The sequence below is a fragment of the Streptococcus sp. Marseille-Q7087 genome (genome assembly GCF_965111935.1).
Genome location: NZ_CBCOPJ010000001.1, coordinates 1,268,411 through 1,292,101, shown reverse-complemented (window position 1 = coordinate 1,292,101; position 23,691 = coordinate 1,268,411). Strand labels below are relative to the sequence as shown.

The window sequence follows — 23,691 nt, the reverse complement described above, 5'->3', positions numbered from 1 at the left end:
TCACATGTCAATCATTGAAATGAGAGATGTTGTCAAAAAATACGACAACGGGACAACAGCCCTACGTGGCATCACTGTAAATATCGATGCAGGAGAATTCGCCTACATCGTAGGACCTTCAGGTGCTGGTAAATCAACTTTTATCCGTGCTTTGTATCGTGAGGTCAAAATCGACAAAGGAAGCTTGCAAGTTGCAGGTTATAACCTGGTTAAGATTAAAAAGAAAGATATTCCGTTCTTGCGTAGAAATGTCGGAGTAGTCTTTCAGGATTACAAACTTTTGCCAAAGAAAACCGTTTATGAGAACATTGCATACGCAATGGAGGTTGTCGGTGAAAGCCGTCGTAACATCAAAAAACGTGTTATGGAAGTCTTGGACCTTGTCGGTTTGAAGCACAAGGTTCGTTCATTCCCAAATGAGCTTTCAGGTGGTGAGCAACAACGTATCGCCATTGCGCGTGCTATTGTAAACAATCCTAAAGTATTGATTGCTGACGAACCAACAGGTAACTTGGACCCAGATAACTCATGGGAAATCATGAACCTCTTGGAACGTATCAATCTTCAAGGGACAACTGTTTTGATGGCGACCCACAACAGCCAAATCGTAAATACCTTACGCCACCGCGTTATTGCCATCGAAAATGGTCGCGTGGTACGTGATGAAGCGAAAGGAGAGTACGGATACGATGATTAGTAGATTTTTCCGCCATCTGTTCGAAGCTTTAAAGAGTTTAAAGCGTAATGGATGGATGACCATTGCTGCTATCAGTTCAGTAATGATTACCTTGACCTTGGTTGCTATTTTTGCGTCAGTTATCTTCAATACTGCAAAATTGGCAACGGATATCGAAAACAACGTCCGCGTCATGGTCTATGTTCGTAAAGACGTTGAAGACAACAGTGAAACCATTGTAAAAGAAGGCCAGACAGTCACGAACAATGACTACCACAAGGTCTATAATGCCCTCAAGGCCTTGCCAGCTGTTAAAAATGTAACTTTCTCAAGTAAAGAAGAACAGTACCAAAAGCTGACTGAAACCATGGGTGACGAGTGGAAGGTGTTTGAAGGAGATGCAAACCCTCTTCATGATGCCTACATCGTAGATACCAATTCACCAAGTGATGTAAAACCAGTAGCTGAAGAAGCTAAGAAAATCGAAGGTGTCTCTGAAGTTCAAGACGGTGGTGCCAACACTGAACGTCTCTTCAAGTTGGCTTCCTTCATCCGTGTTTGGGGATTAGTTATCGCAGGACTCTTGATCTTCATCGCAGTCTTCTTGATTTCAAATACCATCCGTATCACTATCATTTCACGTAGTCGTGAGATTCAAATCATGCGTTTGGTTGGTGCGAAAAACGGCTATATCCGTGGCCCATTCTTGCTAGAAGGTGCCTTTATCGGATTGTTGGGAGCAGCTCTTCCATCAGTTTTGGTTTACTTTATCTATAACCGAGTATTCCAATCAGTCAACCCATCCTTGGTTGGACAAAACCTATCTTTGATTACACCAGATATCTTTATTCCAGTGATGATTGGACTCTTGTTCCTCATCGGAATCTGTATCGGTTCACTTGGTTCAGGAATCTCAATGCGTCGATTCTTGAAAATCTAAGTCAAAGAACTTGATAAAACACATAAAAAAGTGGGACGTCATCAAGACTTCACAGAGCTTGATGCCTCGCTTTTTCTTTTGGTCTTGGGGCTCAGTCGCTTGCCAATTTTGGGTAAAGAGTGTATGATAGGAAAGGACCTTTTTACTAATATGAAAAATGAACAATGAATGAGGAAAAGATGAAACAATTTTTGGAAAAAGTGAGTATACTCTCCCTATCGTTAGTATTAATCACATCATTTTCAATTTCGAGTGCCCTGCCAGCCATGTTTGACTATTATCAGGGCTACTCAAAAGGCCAGGTCGAACTCTTGGTCAGCCTTCCATCCTTTGGAATTATGGCTATGCTCTTATTGAACGGAGTTCTCGAGCGTATTTTCCCTGAACGCCTCCAATTGACTCTGGGACTTTTGATCTTGTCAATCAGCGGAATCGCTCCCTTCTGGTATCAGGGCTATTACTTCGTCTTTGCTACACGTCTTCTCTTTGGGATTGGAGTGGGAATGCTGAACGCCAAGGCCATCTCTATCATCAGTGAACGTTACCATGGCAAGACTCGTATCCAGATGCTGGGTTTTCGTGGATCAGCTGAGGTAGTGGGAGCTTCTATCTTGACATTGGCAGTTGGACAGCTTTTAGCATTTGGTTGGACAGCAACTTTCCTAGCCTATGCAGCAGGTCTAGTGGTTCTCGTACTCTTTCTTCTCTTTGTCCCTTATGGAAAAGGAGAAGCTCATGAGTCCAAGCAAAAGACAGAAGAAGCAGCCAAACTAACTCGCTCCATGCTACAGCTGATTTTCTTCCTTGCTATTGGTGCTGCTGTCATCGTTTGTACCAACACAGCTATCACCTTCCGTATCCCTAGTCTCATGATTGAGGCAGGCTTTGGAGATGCTCAGTTATCCAGTCTAGTCCTTAGTGCCATGCAGTTGATTGGGATTTTAGCCGGAATCAGCTTTTCTTTCCTGATTTCTGCCTTTAAGGAAAAACTTCTATTGGTCGCAGGTATTACCTTTGGGATTGGGCAAATCATCATTGCCTTAGCACCATCACTCTGGGTGGTCGTTGCAGGTTCTGTTTTAGGAGGATTTGCCTATAGCATCGCCCTGACGACAGTCTTCCAGTTGGTTTCTGAGAAAATTCCTGCCAAACTCCTCAATAAAGCAACTTCATTTGCGGTCTTAGGATGTAGCTTTGGGGCTTCGGCTACACCATTTGTCCTTTCAGGGATTGGCCTCATCACTCAGGATGGTCGAATGACCTTTATTATTCTAGGAGCATGGATGATTGCTACATCTGTTCTCGTTTCTCTTTTATTGAAAAAAGAAGCCTAACAAAGAAAAACTCAAGGAATCTTCATCCTTGAGTTTTTTTAATTATTAGACAGCATCTGCCAAAAAATATCGATGATATAAGTCAAACCATAAGTATAAACCACTAAGGTGAAAGGCTTTGTCAAGATGATGATAGTCATGTAGCGTTTGAAGCTCATTTTAGTCAGGGCAGCCAGCATACAGAGAAAGTCCGCAGGACTGACAGGCCAGATCATCATAAAGATAAAGAATCGGTCAAAGCGATTGCCCTTGTCTAACCAGCCGATATATTTGTCGTAGGTTCGTTTGCTGACGACTGATTGGACAAAAGGCGCACCATATAGCCTTACTAGGTAAAAGATAATAGCACAACCAATGACGATACCAATGTAGTTATAGATAGTACCCACGATATGCCCATAGATGAAAACACCCGCAACAGATGTCAAAGCACCAGGGATAATGGGAACAACTGTCTGTAAAATCTGTAAAAAGATAAAGAGTGGTGGACCCCAGACACCAGCCTGTTGGATAAATTCAGATAGGGTCTCTTTTGATTGCAAGATCCCCGCCTGATAGGCCCAGATACAGAAAATCAAGGTACCGACTCCGCCTGCTATAGATGAGATATTAATAACTTGCTGCAGCAGGGGAGAGACAGCTTTCATTTGTTTATCGGATGACATGTAAACTCCTTGTGAATAGTATGATTTTACTATACCATATTTTGAGGAGAAAGACTACATGGAAAACTTCGTGTGACTTAGTCTCAAGTATGGTAAAATGGGAATAAGAAAATGACAGCTTAGAATGAGGAAAATCATGTTAGGATTGAAGTTTAACGGTACTTGGCGCAACTACCAAAAACAAGTCTTGGACAACTTTCAGGAATACCAAGCAGATGGCCATGTCCACTTGGTGGCAGCACCAGGTTCTGGTAAAACAACCATTGGGATCGAGTTGATTGCCCGCTTTGATAAGCCAGCTCTGGTTTTGGTGCCGACGGTTACCATCCGGGAACAATGGGTGGACAGGATTCGTCAGGCCTTTTTAGAGGATGAGGACCAGGTCACAAGTCTCGTGTCTCAAAATCTCAAGGATATGAAGCAAATCACCATCGCCACCTATCAAGCCTTTCACAGCGCTATGCAACAGGTGCAATCGCAAGAAGATAATGGCGAAGTTGAGGACTTTGTCGGCTTTGACCTGCTAGCCAAACTCAAGGAAAGGGGTGTCGAAACCCTCTGCCTGGACGAATGCCATCACTTGAGAAATGAATGGTGGAAAAGCCTAGAAGACTTCCGTAAAAACTACCAACAACTGCAAGTCATCTCTCTAACGGCAACGCCGCCTTATGACAGTGAGCCAGAACTCTGGGATCGCTATCTCCAGATGTGTGGCGAGATCGACCAAGAAATCACAGTGCCAGAGCTAGTCAAAGAAGACACCCTCTGCCCTCATCAGGACTTTGTCTATATCTGTTTTCCGACCAAGGAAGAAGACAAGCGCCTGGAAGAATTTGAGGATACCAAGTGGCAGTATGTCAGTCAACTAGTGGTTGATCCTGATTTTCAGACGCTCATTAGGTCTTCCAAGGTTCTTAAAGGGGAAATCTCTGCGGATATGCTCCTGGAAGATCCCAAGTATCTTTCAGCTCTCCTCATTTATCTACAGGCTCAAAAGCTAGAAATTCCTAAGCACTTACGAGATTTACTGGGGGCGGAAGGCTTGCCTGCTCTTAATTACTACTGGCTAGAAGTTCTCTTGCAAGACCTTCTCTATCAGACGCCCGACTGGTATGAGGATCCACAGGAGACAAAGAAAAAGATAGAAGCCGAGTTGAAATCAAGAGGACTGATTGAAAAACGTCAGGTCTTCTTGGTCAAATCCAAGACCAATGACCAAATCCTCAATCAATCTCTAGGAAAACTGGCTGGCATCGCATCTATCTTTGAAACTGAGTATGCCAGTTTAGGTCAGGACTTGAGACAGTTAGTCTTAGCGGACTATATCCGTAAGGATTTTGCTAGTTATCTGGGAGATGACCAAGCGCCAATCACCCAATTAGGTGTCCTCCCTTATTTTGAAACCATTCGCAGAAGTGCAAAAAAACAAGGTATTTCTGTCCCTATAGCAGTCCTTTCAGGTAGTGTCGTGATCATACCTACCAGTGTCAAGGCTGAACTTCAAGCACTCATCCCAAACACTAGCTTAAGCTTCACTCCCATTGGAAAACTCGATCAAGGTACTTATCTCCAGGTAGGCTTTCCATCCAGCTTTAAGGGGATGGTCGCAGCAGTGACTGAGCTCTTCCAACGTGGTTCTATCCAGGTCTTGGTCGGAACCAAGTCTCTCTTGGGAGAAGGATGGGATGCACCTTGCGTCAACTCTCTCATCCTCGGAAGTTTTGTCGGAAGCTTTATGCTCAGCAATCAGATGCGAGGCCGTGCCATCCGTATCTGGCCAGGACATCCAGATAAGACTAGTAATATCTGGCACCTAGTAGCCATCAAACCGTACAAAAATCCAGCCTTTTCTAAGGAAGAACAAGAGGAACTAGACCTCAATCCATATCAGGACCTACAAACCCTTGCCCGTCGTATGGACCATTTCCTTGGCTTGTCCTATAAGGAAGATACCATTGAAACAGGTCTGGATCGCTTGAACTTTCCTGAGTTCCCATTTAAGAAAAAGAAACTCGAAGACTATAACGAGAAGATCATGGAACTATCCAAAGATCGTGCCTCCCTTCGTAAAAAATGGCAGGAATCTCTCATTGTTGCTGACAAGATTGAGATTGTCAATGAAGTAGCGACCGACAGCAAACGAATTCCTCTGCTTGCCCTAGCGGATGCTGAAAAGTGGCTTCGCTACGCTCTGATGGTATTTGCCATTAGTCTCCTGGCTTATGTCGTTCGACTAACCTTATTTGCCTTGCCATGGTTGACAGCTCTTTGTGTCCTCTTCCTAGCTATCACAGCCTTTCGCTATTACAGCTACAAGAGTCCTTATAAACGCTTGCACCAGATCGGTGAAGCTATTCGCAAAGTCATGGTGACTGCCGGACATTTGTCTGATGACCAGTCGCGCGTGCAGGTCGATGAGGACAAGGACAGCTTTAACGTCTTTGCCTATCTAAAAGGTGGAAGCATGCGAGACAAGGAGCTTTTTTCAAAGGTTTTAGGAGAATTCTTTGCCCCAGTGGACAATCAACGCTACCTCTTAGTCGCTCAAAAAGCACCAGCAGGTCAATCCAAGTATTTCGTAGTGCCTAGCCTCTTTGAAAAACGTAAGGAAGATGCCCAGCTCTTCCAGAATGCCGTCGCACCGCACATAGGCAACTATCAACTCGTCTACACCCGCAACGAAGCAGGCCGAAAAATCCTGCTCGAAGCCAGACTCAAATCCCTAGCCAACAAAAACGACCGCATCATCACCAAGAAAAAGGTCAAAAGTGCTTTGAAATAAAAGGAAGTGAGCGCTTTCTGCCTGTAATATGATATAATGATAGGAAGAATGCGGTTTCCAAAAGGAGAAATATAGATGCAGGTAAAACCAGAACTGGAAATAGAAAAACAACTGATAAACCAGCTGGTAACTGGTGAAAGCCAATGGACTTATCGAGAAGACCTAAAAACAGAAGAACAACTATGGGACAATTTCTTTGAGAAACTAGCCCAAAACAACGTTGCTATGCTAGCAGACCATCCCTTGACAGAACAGGAAAAACGCCAGATTCAGAACCAACTAAACTTTGTTAGCTACTATGATGCTGCTAAGTGGTTGGTCGGTGAAAATGGCATTGCCAAGGTCGAAGTTCAAAGAGAAGATGCAAGTCTAGGTACCATCCGTTTGTCAGTCATTTGGCGAGACAATATCGCAGCAGGAAAGTCTAGCTACGAAGTTGTCAATCAAGTCCAACGAGAAAAAGTAAATCCCCTGGACCAAGACCGTAGATTGGATGTTAGCCTACTTATAAACGGCTTACCCATGATTCAAATTGAGCTCAAGAGTTCCCAAGCAGCATTTATCGATGCCTTTCACCAAATTAAAAAATATGATCGTGAAGGGAAATTCCGTGGCATCTACTCTAGCTTGCAGATGTTTGTTGTGACGAACAAAGTAGATACTCGCTATATCGCTGCAGCTCGTGAAAATAAACTCAACAAGCAATTTCTAACCAAGTGGGTAGATAAGGACAATCATCCAGTGACAAATCTGACCAGCTTTGCTCACGAGGTTCTTTCGATCCCTCGTGCCCATCAGATGGTCATGCAGTATTCTGTCATTGATGATAGCAAGAAATCTCTCATCCTTTTGCGCCCCTATCAGATCCATGCTATCGAAGCGGTGCAGGAAGCCTCTCGCCAACAAGCATCAGGCTATGTTTGGCACACGACAGGTTCAGGGAAGACCTTGACCTCTTATAAGGTAGCGAGAAATCTCCTTCAAATCCCATCGATCCAAAAGACGATTTTTGTCGTTGACCGCAGAGACTTGGACCAACAAACCACTTCATCCTTCCTCTCTTATGCGACCAATGACGTCATAGATATCGATGAGACAGATAATACCCATGATTTAGTCAAGCGTTTAGGAAGTAATGATAAGCGTGTCGTGGTGACCACTATACAGAAAATCACTACCATGATGCGCAAGTTTGACCAAGGTCTTTACCAACGAGATGCGGACAAAATCAAGGGACTCCGAGTGGCCTTTGTCGTGGATGAATGCCACCGTGCCGTGACACCACAAACACAAAAGGATATTAAAGTCTTTTTCCCACAGTCTCTCTGGTATGGATTTACAGGAACGCCTATCTTTAAGGAAAACAAACGCCAGCAGGTCGTCGATCTAGCCCAAACCACCCAGCAACAGTATGGAGACCGTCTCCATGAGTATACAGTCAAGGAAGCCATCCATGACGGAGCTGTCCTAGGCTTTAAGGTAGATTATCGCAATACCCTCATCACAGACCAGGCTGAAAATGAAATACCTGATACCGTCTATGAGAATGAGGAACACATGCTGGAAGTCTTGGATGCTATTATCAATAAATCACGCCAACAACTAGGCTTCCAAAAAGGAGTGGGCAATACCTACAATGCTATCCTGACTGTCAAGTCTATCCCTCAAGCCCAAGCCTACTATGACCTTCTCAAAAGAGTCAAGGCTGGACAGACACGAGTCAAGGTATCTGAGAGAGTCAAGATGGTCCTTCCTGACTTTCCAAAGGCGACTATCACCTACTCCGTTACGGAGAATGAAGAAGACTCAAGAGCCAACCAAGACCACATGAAGCAGGTCTTAGAGGACTATAACCAAGAGTTTGATACTCACTTTACCATGGCGGATCTTCGTGGCTTCAATACCGATGTCAATAACCGCTTAGCAAGAAAACAAGATAAGTATCTCTATCGCAATGAACAGTTGGACTTAGTTATCGTGGTCAATCGTCTCTTAACAGGATTTGATGCGCCTTGTCTATCGACTCTCTTTATCGACAGAAAGCCCATGCAACCGCAGGATTTGATACAAGCCTTTAGTCGAACCAATCGGATCTTTGATTCTAGTAAGACCTATGGGCATATCATCACCTTCCAAAAGCCTCTAGCCTTTAAGGAAGCAGTCGATAATGCCCTCAAACTTTACTCAAATGGTGGAGAAAATGATGTCCTAGCACCAAGCTGGGAAGAAGAAAAGAGAAACTTTTTGAGAAGTTGTAGCGACTTCCAAAACCTCATCATCGATGATCCCGAAGAAGGACTCCAAATCGAGCAAATCTCTACACCTGAATTGAGAAAACTAGCCAAGGCTTATCAATCCTTTGATAAATACTTGGCTTCTATCCGAGTTTATAAAGAGTATGACGAGGAAGAAATCTATGCAGAGACTGGACTAAGCGCAGAAGAATTGGAAACCTATCTAGGCTTCTATCAAAATATCCTTGCCGAACTTAAAAGTCGTTCAGAAGATGGTGATGAGGATGGGGAGCCACTGGATATTCACTATGAACTAGAGTCTATCCAAGTAGATGAGATCAACTACGCCTATATCTTGACCTTGATCCAAAGTCTGATCGAGCAAGAGCAAAGTCAGGAAAAGAGTCTCAGTGCACAGGATAGAGAAGCAGTGGATACCTATATCCAAAGTCTGAAGAAGACCAATCCAAACCTTGCACAGATCATCTCAGAACTTTGGCAAGAAGTACAGGCAAATCCAGACCGCTACAGAGGTCAATCCATCGCCAATATCCTTGACCAGATGATTGAAGCAGTCATCCAGCAGCATATCCAAGACTTTAGTAAGACCTGGTATGTGGGCGAAGATGAACTCCGCTACTATGTCAATCACTACCGCAAGGGAGCTAAAAAGCAACTAGGAGAAAGTCAACTGACTAAGAGTCAGCGCTACAAGGACTATAAAGTTGAGGCGACAGATGCCCTCAACCCACTCCTCTATAAAAAACAAATCAAAGAAGCCTATACCCAACTGATAGAAGATGTGATTGAGCCGTTGAGGGTTGGGAGATAGCCTTTTGAAGTTTTTAGGATAAAGACTTCCTAAGGTTTATGAGTATTCTAGGCTTAGAATTACAAAGAATACATAAATTTACAAGTAAACTAAGTTTTGGATGACCTATCTGAGAGAGTTTTGATAGTTTCGAACTTTCGAATAGTTGTTTTTACTAAAGTTTATATGTGTTCTAAAGCTAGAAAAGTTAAAATCTAAAAATAATAAAAGTCTCTATCTGACAGACAGGGTATGTGCCGAGTCAGATAGGGATTTTTAATTTCTAAAATGCACATTTTATCGGGTGAAAGTATGAAATATGTTAAAAAAGTACTGTTGAGCTGATAAATTAAACAGTTGAGCGGATGGAAGTCAAAATATTTCGGATAATTGTTAGAATTGTCTTATCAACTTAAAGGAGAAATAGATGAAGAAATATAAAGAAAAATTAAAAGACTTCTTCTCTTCAATTGTGATAATTGGGTTATTAATTCTAGTCACTAGTTTATTTAAAATTAACGTAATAAAGGAGGATAGCTGGATTCAATCTGAGCAGCATAGAATTTTTGTGAAATCAGATGAAAAGCAGGAAGGACTTCCAGAACTGATTATGTACATTTTGGATAATATGAAAAAATAAAAGATTAGCTAGAAAGGTAACATCCATGACAAAAAAATATAACATTCACCCACTTACTTATAGCAACTTTACTAATCGTGAGTTTGAAAGCTTGATGATTGACACTTATAAGATTCTTGAGATTTTTACTGAAGTCCAGAAGGATGAAGATATGTATGCTAAGCACCTTGGAACCTTCAAATCAAATCTAGAGGAATTTCAAAATCAGCTAGCTAGTGTAGAGAAGAAAGAGTCCACTAGTCTTACAAAAGTGGATCAGGAAAGAGATAGTGCTCTAGTAGGTCTCTTTACTATCCATAGGGGATTTGCTAAGATTAAGGAAACCAAATTTAAGGAAGCCTATGAGATAATTAAGCCAGTATTCAGTAAGTATAAGGATATTACTAAGCATAGTAACGACGTTGAAACGGCTGAAATCAAAAGTCTTCTCAAAACACTCAGCGAAGAACCCTATCAAACTGCAGTGACTAGCTTAGGTCTGACCCCTATGTTAATGGCGGTGACTAATGCGCAAGAGGAGTATGATAAGGTCGAAAGTCAGGCGCGTGAGCATAAGTCTGCCAAGGAAGTCGGAAAGACCAAGCAAGTCCGCACAGAACTAACTAGTATCTACGACCTCTTTATGCGCTATACTGCAGCAAGTGCAGAAGCGTATCCTGAAAAAGATCACCTTACCCTGCTTCTCAAAAACTTGAATACAGTCCGAGATAGCAAAAGACGATTAACTGGTTCAAGTAAGAAGGATAAGAAAGTAAAAGTAGAAGAATCAATAACAGTAACAGGATAAAAAAACGTCTTTAGATATATTATTATCTAAAGACGTTTTTTGGTAGATTCGTGATATAATTTAATTTATATAAAAGATGGAGTATAGTCTATGAATTTTAAACTTATTAAAAAATTGGAAAAGGTTGATGACGATGCATACAATTTTTATTTTGGTCAAGATGAAAATATAAAAAGTCTTTTTCACAAAATTTTTGTTGCAGATAAATTTTACGATGAAATAAAAAAACGTAATATATATTTTATTATTGGGGAAAAGGGATCTGGAAAAACTGCTTATGCAGCTTATTTCTGTAATAATGAAAGAGAAACCTTATCGAAATTATCTATGGTAGATGAGGATGTTTTTTCTAGATTTATCAGCATGAAGATTAGTGAAGAACTTAGAGCGACAAGTTATAAAAAAATATGGAAAAATATCATTTACTTTATGTTATTCCATACACTGCATTCTGAATTAAATAGTTCATTTTTTAGTCGAATTCGATATAGAAAACTTATAAAACGAATTGAGTGTTATAATAATAATTTTAGTAACGTAGCGTATGTTCCAGATTTTGTAAAAGCTATAGAAATGGTTATTCAAAATGACAAAGAAGATACAACTAATCTAAATTCTGATAATAAGAAAATTGGTTTAAAAGGTGGAGTGAGTTTTAAACAAAAGACATCATCCGAGTCAAAATTTACGGAAAATAACTCCTCAACTCCCTTAGATAATTTGTTGTTAAAAAGTGAAGAGATATTAAGAGATATTAATATCTCAAAACCTATAAATTTTTTTATCGATGGTATAGATGTTAGACCAAAATCAATTGCATTTGAACATTATATGGAATGTATAGAAGGGTTAGTTAATGCAATTATTGAAATTAATCGTTGTAATTTTAATAATTTAAATTTAAGAGTAATCCTTTTAATTAGACCAGATTTATTGTGGAATGTTGATACTCATAATATGTCTGGGAAAATTACAAACAATTCCGTCTCTTTAGATTGGCATACTACAGATGAAAATTATAAAAATTCTTCAATATTCTTAATAGCTGATAATTATTTTAACAAACAACAGATTAAAGAAAAAAAAGTTGGTGAAAGTTGGAATCACTATTTTCCATTTACTATTAAGAAGAAAACCAAAGATTTGGATCCTTTTGTTCAAATTTTAAGATACACGCAATATAAGCCTCGAGATATTATATCAATCCTCAACACTTTATTAGATATAGAAAAAGAAAATCTATCAATTGAAACAAATAGTTCATTTAACGATAGGTCTCTAATAAGTTTCGAATTTAGGAACAGATATCAGGAATATTTGAAAAATCAACTTAAAGAACATCTATCTGTATATATGAATAAAAACGACTTTTATGTTTTAAATGAATTTCTTTCTTATTTAAGCAAACACAACATAAAAAAGAATTTTAACAGAAGAACTTTTGTTGAACTCTATGAAAAGTTTTGTAAAAAGGAACCAATTATACCAAATGTAATAGATAATGAAGATAAAATTCTCACCTTGCTTTATGAAGCGGGCGTAATAGGATTTCATGATTTAAATAATAATTGGCATTGGTTTTCTAAAGAAAAAAGCTATTCGAATCAAAAGCCTTTAATAAAAGAGGTGAGTTCTTTTGTTTTTCATGAAGAGTATACTTTAATGTATCGAAATTATAAAAGTGAATTTAATATAGATAGGGTTAAAAAAGATTCTTCAAAAATTAAGAAAAGAAAGAAGAAAAGATAATAATATTTAATTTAAAGGGTAAATATATTGAAAAAACAAAGTAGTGCTCCACAAATCAGGTTTCAAAAATATGAAGATGACTGGGATGGAGAAAAATTAATAAATATTTTCGGTACGATAAGAAATGCTTTTGTCGGAACTGCAACTCCTTATTATGTTGAGAATGGAAATTTTTATCTAGAATCAAATAATGTCAAAAATGGCAAAATTAATTATCATTCTCAGATTTTCATAAATGATGAATTTTATGAAAAACAAAGAGATAAGTGGTTGAAAACAAATGATATTGTAATGGTACAATCTGGTCATGTAGGTCACACAGCTGTTATTCCAGAAGAATTAAATAATACTGCTGCTCATGCTCTGATAGTTTTTACTGATTATAAAAAAGAAGTAAATCCGCATTTTTTAAATTATCAATTTCAATCTAACGGTAAGAGGAAAGAACTTGATTTAATTTCTACAGGTAATACTATTAAGCATATTTTAGCTTCAGAGATGAAAAACTTTAGGATGGATTTCCCTACATTGGACGAACAATCCGCCATCGGCTCCCTCTTCCGCACCCTCGACGACCTTCTGGCTAGCTACAAGGACAATCTTGCAAACTACCAATCTCTTAAGGCGACCATGCTCTCCAAAATGTTTCCCAAGGTTGGACAGACCGTTCCTGAGATTCGTTTGGATGGATTTGAGGGTGAGTGGAAAATAAAACGTGCAGATGAGATTTTTAAGTCAGTATCTGAGAAAAATAGAGCATTATTACCTGTGCTGTCTGCTTCTCAAATTGATGGTATGGTTTTGAGAGATGAAATAGGTATTGATATTAAGTATGATGAAGCTACTCTCAATAATTATAAGGTCGTCAAACCAGGTCAGTTCGTAATTCATTTACGTTCTTTTCAGGGAGGTTTTGCTTTATCTAAATTAGAAGGAATAACTTCACCTGCATATACAATTATAGATTTTATTGATAAAGAAAATCATTTACCAGATTTTTGGAATTCAATATTAACTTCAAGAGATTTTATAAAACGACTAGAAACAGTCACTTATGGAATTCGAGATGGGAAAAGTATCAGTTTTAAAGATTTTTCTAGTTTAAAATTCGTATTTCCAAACTTTAAAGAGCAACAAGCCATCGGCTCCTATTTCTCTAACCTCGATAACCTCATCAACTCTCACCAAGAAAAAATTTCTCAGCTAGAAACACTCAAAAAGAAACTCTTGCAGGATATGTTTTTATAGAATTTTGTTATGAAAAAATTTAAAAGATTATGTTTGTCATTTTGTTTATCAATTTGTTCTTTTTCGCCAGGTTTAGTCTTGTATCTATTTACTATAGACATTTTTCCCTCACATGATACTTATGTATGTAGTTTTTTAAAAATAGGAGTGTTGACTTTCCTGATGCTTTCTTTTTCTTTTGGAGTCTTACAGTATTTGATAAGATTTAAAGAAGCGAATGATACTGCTCAAGTTGAAAGTATACAGCCGGTAGAAAATGAAATCATTCCAACTTACTTAGGCCTTTTTGTAATTATGCTGGGGTTAGGTGAATTAACTTTCTTATATCAGATTGTAGTAATAGTCCTCATTTTTCTAATATGGTGGATTCTTATGGAGAGATCGTATTATTTTAATTTGATATGGTTGCTCTCATATCGTTATTACAGAGTCACTGATAAATACGGCAATGTCTTTATTATTTATAGCAAGAAAAAAGATGTTAAAGAAACTGGGTCTATAAAAGGACTAGTTAGAATAAATAATTTTACTTTTTTGGAGAAGGAATAGTATGTTTTTAGTAAAAGTAGGTCAAATATATAGAAAATTAGATAACACGGATGATATTTCTGAACTAGTTGCTCCGGAGATTGATTCTGAAAATAGTATAGAGTTTAATCCGGAACTAAGATTAGAAACTGGCGAATGGTTTTATATTAAAATTGATGATGAGCATATGTCGATGATTAAAGAATATGAAGATAAATTTTTAAATACTGCGGGTCTAAATGATGTAAATGAAGTAGAGTTCTCGAAAATTGACTTGATCTTTCGTAAAGTTGATAACGATGGGTTGGTTTTTCAAAAAATCACACAATCAAAGAGACTAGTTGATAAATCAATCTTGAAATTGAGACGTAGAAAAGCTGAGAGAACAATTATTGAAAATGGTATAGAATTAAAATCTGAGAACGATGCTTACTTTGATGGAAATGATAAATTGTATTTCAAAAATTTTAGAACGATTCGTAGCTTATTTAAGGGGATTGATGATTACTATCGTATAGCTAGTCAAGCAGAAGTTGATGAGTTTAAAGAATTTAATCTAGTGAGTTTTGTTTCAGATTTTAAAATTAAGACTAATAACTTAAAGATGTTGGCAGTTTTAAAAGATTATGAGATAGATTTGGATGATACAGCTGTTAAAAGTACTTTGTTGAGAACATACAGTCAGTATCCTAGTCAAGAGTTTGAGTTGGATAATAATCAAAATTTTATAATTGATAGTAATAGAAAATTAACATGTTTACTAAAATTAGCACTTGGACGGTTATATACAAATCCAATAACTCATCATAAAATGGAAGCTAACCATGCAAAAAAATTAAATTAATCTAAGAAAGTAAATTAGAAAGAAACACTATGGAAACAACACAAACTTCCCAGTCGCTCTACCAAGCCCTGTGGAACTCAGCGGATGTTCTCCGCTCTAAGATGGATGCCAACGACTACAAGTCCTATCTTTTGGGCATGGTCTTTTATAAGTATTTGTCAGACAAGATGCTCTTTTTCGTGGCTGAGACTATGGAAGAGGGGACAGATAGTCTTGAGGATGCCCTTGAGGTCTATCGAAACTACTACGAGGATGCGGATACCCACGAGGATCTGGTCTCTGTTATGAATGATGAGCTCAACTATATCATCAAGCCAGACTTGACCTTTACGGCTTTGGTAGCGCGTGTCAATGAGGGGACTTTCCAGTTGGAAGACTTGGCTCAAGGTTTTCGTGATATCGAGCAGAGTGACGACCTCTATGAAAATCTCTTTGAAGATATCGACCTCTACTCTAAAAAGCTAGGGGCAACTCCGCAAAAGCAAAACCAAACGGTAGCAGCAGTCATGAAGGAGTTGGCTGTGCTGGATGTAGCTGGTCATGCGGGTGATATGCTGGGGGATGCCTATGAGTATCTGATCGGTCAGTTTGCGACTGACTCGGGTAAGAAGGCTGGTGAGTTTTATACACCTCAGCCTGTTGCCAAGCTCATGACTCAGATTGCCTTTTTAGGTCGTGAAGACCAGGAAGGTTTTACCATCTATGATGCGACTATGGGGTCAGGCTCTCTCTTGCTCAATGCCAAGAAATACTCTCATAAACCGCAGACAGTAGTCTACTTTGGTCAGGAACTCAATACTTCGACCTATAACCTAGCTCGGATGAACATGATCCTACATGGCGTTCCTGTTGAGAATCAATTTCTCCACAATGCCGATACTTTAGATGAAGACTGGCCGACTCAAGAGCCGACCAACTTTGACGGTGTTCTCATGAACCCACCATACTCTGCCAAGTGGTCTGCAAGCTCTGGCTTCCTGAATGATCCTCGTTTCTCTCCTTTTGGGAAACTGGCGCCCCAGTCTAAGGCTGACTTTGCCTTCCTCCTACATGGATATTACCACCTCAAGCAGGATAATGGAGTCATGGCTATCGTCCTTCCCCATGGTGTTCTTTTCCGTGGCAATGCGGAGGGAACCATTCGTAAGGCCTTGTTAGAAGAAGGGGCTATTGATACAGTTATCGGTCTACCGGCCAATATCTTCTTTAATACCAGTATTCCGACTACGGTTATCATTCTCAAAAAGAACCGTACCAATCGCGATGTTTACTTTATCGATGCTTCTAAGGAATTTGATAAAGGGAAAAATCAAAATATCATGACGGATGCTCATATCGAGAAGATTCTGGAAGCCTACAAGTCTCGTGAGGAGATGGATAAGTTTGCTCATCTAGCAAGCTATGAAGAAATCGTCGAAAATGACTACAACCTCAATATCCCTCGCTATGTAGACACCTTTGAGGAAGAAGAAGTAGAGCCACTGACAGACATCGTCAGCAAGATTAACAAGACAAATGAAGCAATCCAAACCCAAACAGCATCATTACTTGGAATGCTCAACCAACTCCACGGTACCACACCAGAAGCTGATGCTGAACTCAAAGAGTTTTTGAAAAACTTTAAAGGGTGATGGGGTAATTAATTCGCTCATTTTATAGATATAACTTTGTTTCCGTATTTCCTGGGAACTAGTAGAAAGTTAGGAGAAATATGGAAAATAACAACCAACGTGCCCTTTGTCAGCAACTCTGGGCGGAAAATAAATACCTTGTTTTAAGCCATTCCAGCAATATTTACAAGGACATTCGCCAGTATCTCAAGCAAGAAGTGGTGGAGCTGAGTCAGGTTCAAGAGATGATTGACCGTGCCTGCCAGATTCCAGAACACAGGGGTCAGGTTTGCAATGCTTTTCAGCATATTTGGGGCTATTTTAAAAAGCAAGCTAGCCTTGATGAGCGAAAAGACTATATGCTTCTACTGGATCGCTATCGCTTTGGCCAAGCTTCCAAGCAAGACTTGATTGCTAGGACTCGAGACTTGCTTGACCGCTACCCAAATGCTTATCTGCAAGATTCGACCTTGCTGAAAGGAGACTCCCATGAGACTTTGGCATGAAGCTTTGATCCCACAACTTCCCCGTCCGCAGCTCTTGGGGCAACATCGAGAGTGTTGCGCCCTGCGTGGCAATGGCTGGGGCAGAAAGCATGCGACGGTTGACTATGTCTTTACCCACTCTCCTTATCGTCTCTATGCCTATCATCGCTTGATCATGGAGGAGATGGCTGACCGTGGCTACAATGTCAGTCCAGAGTGGTTGGACAAGAACTACCGAGGCAAGACCTGCCCTCCTTATCAAGACTTAGCAGAAGAAAAGCTGAAAAGTCCTATCTATAGTGAGCATGACAATTCCTACTATGAGGAGTGTCTGGCTAATCTCCGTGACAAGGGGATAGAGCTATAGTCTTTTATAATAACAAGCAATAGTCATCTCTTGGTTTACTTAAGATTGACTATGGACATGACTATCTTGAAATACTCTTAACCGTTATCTATCAAAGGATTTGGGGAATCTTCTCCAAATCTTTTTTTGTACTTCAAATAACGATATAGTTTCAAACTATATCAAAGCCTAATTTTTTACAATTATACAGATGATTTCTTTTCTGTTAAGATAGTTTCAACAACAATTTTTGGAGGACAAAACATGTCAACTACAATTATCGGTTTCCCTCGTTTGGGTGAATTCCGCGAATTAAAATTTACAACTGAAAAATACTTTAGAAAAGAAATCTCAGAAGAAGAACTCTTAGCTGCTGCGAAAGAATTGCGTGCAAAACACTGGAACATCGTCAAAGAAAAAGGCATCACTGAAATCCCATCAAATGACTTTTCTCACTATGACAACTTCCTAGACGCTGCTTTCCTTTTCAACGTAGTTCCTGCATCAGTACAAAACTTAGAATTGTCTGATCTTGAACGCTACTTTGCTTTGGGACGTGGTTACCAAGGAGAAAAAGGGGATGTTCGTGCCCTTCCGATGAAGAAATGGTTCAACACTAACTACCACTACATCGTTCCTAAATTTGAAAAAGACACTCAAGTAAAATTGGCTGGTCACAAGATCTTTGATGAGTTCCAAGAAGCTAAAGAACTTGGTCTCAATACTCGTCCTGTCCTTGTAGGTCCATTCACGTTCCTTCAATTGTCAGACTTTGAAGAAGGTGTGAAAGCAGAAGACTTCGTAGATAGCTTAGTAGCTGCTTACCAAGATGTTTTTGCGAAATTGGCGGAACTTGGTGCAACTCGTATCCAACTCGACGAAGCTGCTCTTGTCAAAGACTTGACAGAAGAAGAAAAAGCCCTCTTCTTGAACATCTACAACAAACTCTTGGCTGATAAAAAAGGTCTTGAAGTCTTGCTTCAAACTTACTTCGGTGATGTCCGTGACGTTTATGCTGACCTTGTGAAATTGCCAGTAGATGCAATCGGTCTTGATTTCGTTGAAGGTAAGAAAACTCTTGAACTCGTTAAAGGTGGCTTCCCAGCTGACAAGACTCTCTATGCAGGTATTGTCAATGGTAAAAACATCTGGCGCAACAACTACGAAAAGAGCTTGGCGATTCTTGAGCAAATCCCAGCTGAAAACATCGTTTTGACTAGCTCATGCTCACTTCTTCATGTACCATTTACAACTGCTAATGAAGAATTTGAACCAGCTATCTTGAACCACTTTGCATTTGCAGTAGAAAAATTGGATGAGATCCGTGACTTGGATGCTATCCGCAACGGTCAAGGTGCAGAAGCTCTTGCAGCTAACAAAGAACTCTTTGCAACTGAACGTGTTGGTGAAAATGCTGAACTTCGTGCACGTATCGCTGGATTGACTGACGCAGACTACACTCGTTTGCCAGCCTTTGCAGAACGTGAAGCTATCCAAGAAGAAGCATTCAAACTTCCAGCTCTTCCAACAACAACCATCGGTTCATTCCCTCAAACTAAGGAAGTTCGTGCGAAACGTTTGGCCTTCCGTAAGGGTGAGTTGTCAGCAGAAGACTATGACAAGTTCTTAGCAGAGCAAATCGACGAATGGATTAAATGGCAAGAAGAAGTTGGATTTGACGTGCTTGTACACGGTGAATTCGAGCGTAATGACATGGTTGAGTACTTCGGTCAAAACTTGTCAGGTTACCTCTTCTCTAAGAATGGTTGGGTACAATCATACGGTATGCGTGGGGTTAAACCACCAATCATCTGGGGCGATGTCACTCGTCTCAACCCTATCACTGTGAAATGGTCTAGCTACGCACAAAGCCGTACGGACAAACCTGTTAAAGGTATGTTGACTGGACCTGTTACAATCCTTAACTGGTCATTCCCACGTGAAGACATCTCTATCAAGGATTCTACTCTTCAAATTGCTCTTGCTATCAAGGATGAAGTTCTTGACCTTGAAGCTGCAGGCGTGAAGATCATCCAAATCGACGAGGCTGCTCTTCGTGAGAAATTGCCACTCCGTCGTAGTGACTGGTACGAAGACTACCTTGACTGGGCTATTCCAGCCTTCCGCTTGGTACATTCAACAGTAGCGCCAGATACTCAAATTCACACTCACATGTGTTACTCAGAATTCACAGATATCATCAAAGCTATCGACAACATGGATGCGGATGTTATCTCATTTGAAGCTAGCCGTTCAAACCTTGAAATCTTGGATGAACTCAAAGCTCAAAACTTCCAGACAGAAGTTGGACCTGGGGTTTACGATATCCACTCACCTCGTGTGCCTAACGAAGGCGAAATCGACCACACAATCGAAGCAATCCTTGCGAAAGTACCAAGCAGAAAAGTTTGGATCAACCCTGACTGTGGTTTGAAAACACGTGGTATTCCAGAAACGAAAGAAAGCTTGATCCGCCTTGTAGAAGCTGCCAAAGCTGCGCGTGAGAAATTGTAAGAAAAGCAGTTCTCCATACACGGTTGATCAGTAAGAAATCAACTAGAAAAAGGTTATTACATATGTCGCGTCAAACACCGTCACTCTCATTTGAAGTTTTCCCTCCAAACCCAGCAGTAGGCAATGACAAAATTATTGCAGCTCTGAAAGACATGCAGGGCTTGGCTCCCCACTTCATCAGTGTGACTGCCAGCAATAATAAATTTAATATCAAAGAGACGACGGTTCGTTTGGCTGACTATATCCAAAATGACTTGGAGATTCCGACCATTGCTCACTTGCCAGCTATCTATTTGACTAAGGATAAGGTAGCTGAGACTATTGCAGATTTGGATAAGGTTGGGGTTCAGAAAATCTTGGCTCTTCGTGGAGATATCATTCCTGATGTGGAGCCACAAAAAGATTTTCGTTACGCCACAGACTTGATTGAGTTTATCAAGGAACAGGCGCCACACTTTGAGATTATTGGAGCTTGTTATCCAGAAGGGCATCCTGATTCGCCAAACCAAATCTCAGACATTCAAAATCTTAAGAAAAAAGTAGATGCAGGCTGTTCAAGCCTTGTCACTCAGCTTTTCTTTGACAATGAGCGTTTTTACGATTTCCAAGATAAATGTACCTTGGCAGGGATTGATGTTCCTATCCATGCTGGAATTATGCCAATCCTGAATCGTAACCAAGCGCTTCGTCTCTTGAAGACTTGTGAGAACATCCATCTCCCACGTAAGTTTAAGGCTATCTTGGACAAGTATGAGAATGACCCTGAGTCACTCAGAGCAGCAGGACTTGCCTATGCTGTGGACCAAATCGTAGACTTGGTAACGCAAGATGTAGCAGGGGTACATCTCTACACCATGAACAATGCAGACACTGCTCAGTACATCCACCAAGCAACTCATGCCTTGTTCAATCACCAATCTTAAAATAAACAAAAGCAAACCATTCTTCTTTTCATAGAGGAATGGTTCCTTTTTGATAGAAAAGACCGTACTTTTTAAGAAAAATATGATAAAATAGACTCTGTACGTACTTGATACAAAGATGAGGGTATTTAGGTTATAAAGGTTGCGAAAACGAAACTCTAAATGTCCAAAATATCATGAGTAATTGAACACGCCTGCAACTCTGTGGAAAAAGATAAATCTACCTAGGAGCATTCGCTCCGTCGTTCGATTTCCTATTTTCCTTTGAGTTGCTTAACGGCTTAGTATCTTGATTTTTGTAGGCAAGGCGTATAATTTTATCAATCCAAAGGGGATTACAATGACAAAACAAGTGTTTCAAACGACTCTTGCGGGTCGTGAGTTGATCGTAGAGACTGGTCAGGTTGCTAAGCAAGCAAATGGCTCTGTTGTCGTGCGTTATGGTGAGTCAACTGTCTTGACTGCTGCCGTTATGTCTAAGAAGATGGCAACTGGGGATTTCTTCCCACTTCAAGTCAACTACGAAGAAAAAATGTATGCGGCTGGGAAATTTCCTGGTGGCTTTATGAAACGTGAAGGACGTCCTTCAACAGATGCGACCTTGACAGCGCGTTTGATTGACCGTCCAATCCGTCCAATGTTTGCGGAAGGTTTCCGTAACGAAGTGCAAGTCATCAACACGGTTCTTTCTTACGATGAAAATGCATCTGCACCTATGGCAGCCATGTTTGGTTCATCATTAGCATTATCTATCTCAGATATTCCATTTGATGGACCAATCGCTGGGGTTCAAGTAGGCTATGTTGATGGAGAAATCGTCATCAACCCAACTCAAGAACAAGCAGAGCAATCGCTTCTTGAATTGACAGTAGCTGGTACTAAGCATGCTATCAACATGGTAGAGTCTGGTGCCAAAGAATTGTCAGAAGAAATCATGTTGGAAGCTCTTCTCAAAGGACACGAAGCTGTTAAAGAATTGATTGCCTTCCAAGAAGAAATCGTTGCGGCAGTCGGTAAAGAAAAAGCAGAAGTAGAATTGCTTCATGTGGATGCTGACTTGCAAGCTGAAATCATCGCAGCCTACAACAGCGATCTTCAAAAAGCGGTTCAAGTTGAAGAAAAATTGGCGCGTGAAGCCGCAACTCAAACAGTGAAAGATCAAGTCACAGCAGTTTACGAAGAAAAATATGCAGACCACGAAGAATTTGACCGTATCATGCGTGATGTGGCTGAAATCTTGGAACAAATGGAACACGCAGAAGTGCGCCGTTTGATCACAGAAGACAAGGTTCGTCCTGACGGCCGTAAGGTCGATGAAATCCGTCCTTTGGATGCACAAGTGGACTACCTTCCTCGTGTACACGGTTCAGGTCTCTTCACTCGTGGACAAACTCAAGCTCTTTCTATCTTGACTTTGGCACCAATGGGTGAAACCCAAATCATCGATGGCTTGGATCCAGAGTACAAGAAACGCTTTATGCACCACTATAACTTCCCACAATACTCTGTTGGGGAAACTGGACGTTACGGTGCACCTGGTCGTCGTGAAATTGGTCACGGTGCTCTTGGTGAGCGTGCACTTGCTCAAGTATTGCCAAGCTTAGAAGAATTCCCATATGCGATTCGTTTGGTAGCTGAGGTCTTGGAATCAAACGGTTCTTCATCCCAAGCATCTATCTGTGCGGGAACACTTGCCCTTATGGCTGGTGGTGTGCCAATCAAGGCTCCAGTAGCAGGTATTGCCATGGGTCTCATCTCAGATGGAAACAACTACACAGTATTGACAGATATCCAAGGTTTGGAAGACCACTTTGGAGACATGGACTTCAAGGTTGCAGGTACTCGTGACGGGATTACAGCCCTTCAAATGGATATCAAGATCCAAGGAATCACTGCAGAAATCTTGACTGAAGCTCTTGCCCAAGCCAAGAAAGCTCGTTTTGAAATCCTTGACGTGATTGAAGCAACGATTCCAGAAGTTCGTCCAGAATTGGCTCCAACTGCTCCGAAAATTGATACTATCAAGATTGATGTGGACAAGATTAAGATTGTCATCGGTAAGGGTGGAGAAACCATCGATAAGATTATCGCTGAAACAGGCGTTAAGATTGATATCGACGAAGAAGGTAACGTATCTATCTACTCTAGCGACCAAGATGCCATCAACCGTGCTAAAGAAATCATTGCTGGTTTGGTTCGTGAAGCAAAAGTGGACGAAGTCTACCATGCCAAAGTGGTGCGTATCGAGAAATTCGGTGCCTTTGTCAACCTCTTTGACAAGACTGATGCCCTCGTTCACATCTCTGAAATGGCTTGGACTCGTACTAATAATGTAGAAGATTTAGTTCAAATTGGTGATTTTGTAGATGTGAAGGTTATTAAGATCGATGAAAAAGGTCGTGTAGATGCTTCTATGAAGGCACTCTTGCCACGTCCGCCAAAACCTGAACGTTCAGAAGAAAAAGGGGATAAAGGTCATCGTCATGGCGATCGTCCTCGTCACCACCACAAGGACCACAAACCTAAGAAAGAAACTACAGAAACACCAAAAGACTCAGAATAAGAAAGGAGAAAT

At 40.4% G+C, this 23,691-nt stretch carries 18 protein-coding genes; 17 read left to right on the top strand and 1 reads right to left on the bottom strand.

Annotation, left to right across the window (positions count from 1 at the left end; genetic code table 11):
• Window positions 1–4: 4 nt before the first annotated feature.
• The 3 genes from ftsE to ACWPVF_RS06710 all read left to right on the top strand — a co-directional run bounded on the left by ftsE (window position 5) and on the right by ACWPVF_RS06710 (window position 2,950).
• Window positions 5–697, top strand: coding sequence for a cell division ATP-binding protein FtsE (ftsE, locus tag ACWPVF_RS06720; RefSeq protein ID WP_004251332.1), 693 nt, complete (start codon window positions 5–7; stop codon window positions 695–697).
• The gene (gene ftsX, locus ACWPVF_RS06715; RefSeq protein ID WP_045615357.1) at window positions 690–1,616 is read left to right on the top strand and encodes a permease-like cell division protein FtsX; all 927 of its coding nucleotides are present in this window, start codon (window positions 690–692) and stop codon (window positions 1,614–1,616) included. The genes ftsE and ftsX overlap by 8 nt, the downstream gene beginning before the upstream one ends.
• A gap of 179 nt (window positions 1,617–1,795) precedes the next feature.
• The gene (locus tag ACWPVF_RS06710; RefSeq protein WP_454385332.1) at window positions 1,796–2,950 is read left to right on the top strand and encodes an MFS transporter; all 1,155 of its coding nucleotides are present in this window, start codon (window positions 1,796–1,798) and stop codon (window positions 2,948–2,950) included.
• A gap of 38 nt (window positions 2,951–2,988) precedes the next feature.
• Here ACWPVF_RS06710 and ACWPVF_RS06705 read toward each other — a convergent pair whose 3' ends face one another.
• Window positions 2,989–3,615, bottom strand: coding sequence for a TVP38/TMEM64 family protein (locus tag ACWPVF_RS06705; RefSeq protein WP_454385330.1), 627 nt, complete (start codon window positions 3,613–3,615; stop codon window positions 2,989–2,991).
• A 136-nt stretch (window positions 3,616–3,751) separates the two neighbouring features.
• Between ACWPVF_RS06705 and ACWPVF_RS06700 the strand changes: the two genes are divergently transcribed.
• From ACWPVF_RS06700 to pnp, 14 genes are all read left to right on the top strand, one after another.
• Window positions 3,752–6,397, top strand: a complete 2,646-nt coding sequence (locus ACWPVF_RS06700; protein WP_454385328.1) for a DEAD/DEAH box helicase family protein — start codon at window positions 3,752–3,754, stop codon at window positions 6,395–6,397.
• Window positions 6,398–6,472: 75 nt separating this feature from the next.
• Window positions 6,473–9,463: a type I restriction endonuclease subunit R gene (locus ACWPVF_RS06695; RefSeq protein ID WP_454385326.1), complete on the top strand. Its 2,991-nt coding sequence runs from the start codon at window positions 6,473–6,475 to the stop codon at window positions 9,461–9,463.
• 406 nt (window positions 9,464–9,869) lie between these two features.
• Window positions 9,870–10,082 carry a hypothetical protein gene (locus ACWPVF_RS06690; RefSeq protein WP_454385324.1) on the top strand — a complete coding sequence of 71 codons (213 nt, stop codon included), beginning with the start codon at window positions 9,870–9,872 and terminating at the stop codon, window positions 10,080–10,082.
• 25 nt (window positions 10,083–10,107) lie between these two features.
• The gene (locus ACWPVF_RS06685) at window positions 10,108–10,869 is read left to right on the top strand and encodes a DUF6261 family protein (protein WP_454385322.1); all 762 of its coding nucleotides are present in this window, start codon (window positions 10,108–10,110) and stop codon (window positions 10,867–10,869) included.
• Window positions 10,870–10,959: 90 nt separating this feature from the next.
• Window positions 10,960–12,618 (top strand): P-loop ATPase, Sll1717 family, encoded by a 1,659-nt coding sequence (locus ACWPVF_RS06680; protein ID WP_454385320.1) that lies wholly within the window; start codon window positions 10,960–10,962, stop codon window positions 12,616–12,618.
• A 27-nt stretch (window positions 12,619–12,645) separates the two neighbouring features.
• Window positions 12,646–13,866 (top strand): restriction endonuclease subunit S, encoded by a 1,221-nt coding sequence (locus ACWPVF_RS06675; RefSeq protein WP_454385318.1) that lies wholly within the window; start codon window positions 12,646–12,648, stop codon window positions 13,864–13,866.
• Between the two features lie 9 nt (window positions 13,867–13,875).
• Complete coding sequence (locus ACWPVF_RS06670; RefSeq protein WP_454385316.1) at window positions 13,876–14,415, top strand: hypothetical protein; 540 nt, start codon at window positions 13,876–13,878, stop codon at window positions 14,413–14,415.
• Between the two features lies 1 nt (window position 14,416).
• Window positions 14,417–15,238, top strand: coding sequence for a hypothetical protein (locus ACWPVF_RS06665; RefSeq protein WP_454385314.1), 822 nt, complete (start codon window positions 14,417–14,419; stop codon window positions 15,236–15,238).
• A gap of 29 nt (window positions 15,239–15,267) precedes the next feature.
• Window positions 15,268–16,869, top strand: coding sequence for a type I restriction-modification system subunit M (locus tag ACWPVF_RS06660; RefSeq protein WP_454385312.1), 1,602 nt, complete (start codon window positions 15,268–15,270; stop codon window positions 16,867–16,869).
• An 80-nt stretch (window positions 16,870–16,949) separates the two neighbouring features.
• On the top strand, window positions 16,950–17,354 hold the full coding sequence (locus tag ACWPVF_RS06655) for a YbgA family protein (RefSeq protein ID WP_454385310.1): 405 nt from the start codon (window positions 16,950–16,952) through the stop codon (window positions 17,352–17,354).
• Window positions 17,338–17,700, top strand: a complete 363-nt coding sequence (locus tag ACWPVF_RS06650) for a TIGR02328 family protein (protein WP_454385308.1) — start codon at window positions 17,338–17,340, stop codon at window positions 17,698–17,700. The genes ACWPVF_RS06655 and ACWPVF_RS06650 overlap by 17 nt, the downstream gene beginning before the upstream one ends.
• A 243-nt stretch (window positions 17,701–17,943) precedes the next feature.
• Window positions 17,944–20,193: a 5-methyltetrahydropteroyltriglutamate--homocysteine S-methyltransferase gene (metE, locus tag ACWPVF_RS06645; RefSeq protein WP_454385306.1), complete on the top strand. Its 2,250-nt coding sequence runs from the start codon at window positions 17,944–17,946 to the stop codon at window positions 20,191–20,193.
• Window positions 20,194–20,255: 62 nt separating this feature from the next.
• Entirely contained in the window at window positions 20,256–21,116 is an 861-nt protein-coding gene (gene metF / locus ACWPVF_RS06640; protein WP_006149790.1) for a methylenetetrahydrofolate reductase [NAD(P)H], read from the top strand.
• A 340-nt stretch (window positions 21,117–21,456) separates the two neighbouring features.
• The gene (gene pnp, locus ACWPVF_RS06635) at window positions 21,457–23,679 is read left to right on the top strand and encodes a polyribonucleotide nucleotidyltransferase (RefSeq protein ID WP_454385304.1); all 2,223 of its coding nucleotides are present in this window, start codon (window positions 21,457–21,459) and stop codon (window positions 23,677–23,679) included.
• Window positions 23,680–23,691 lie beyond the last annotated feature (12 nt).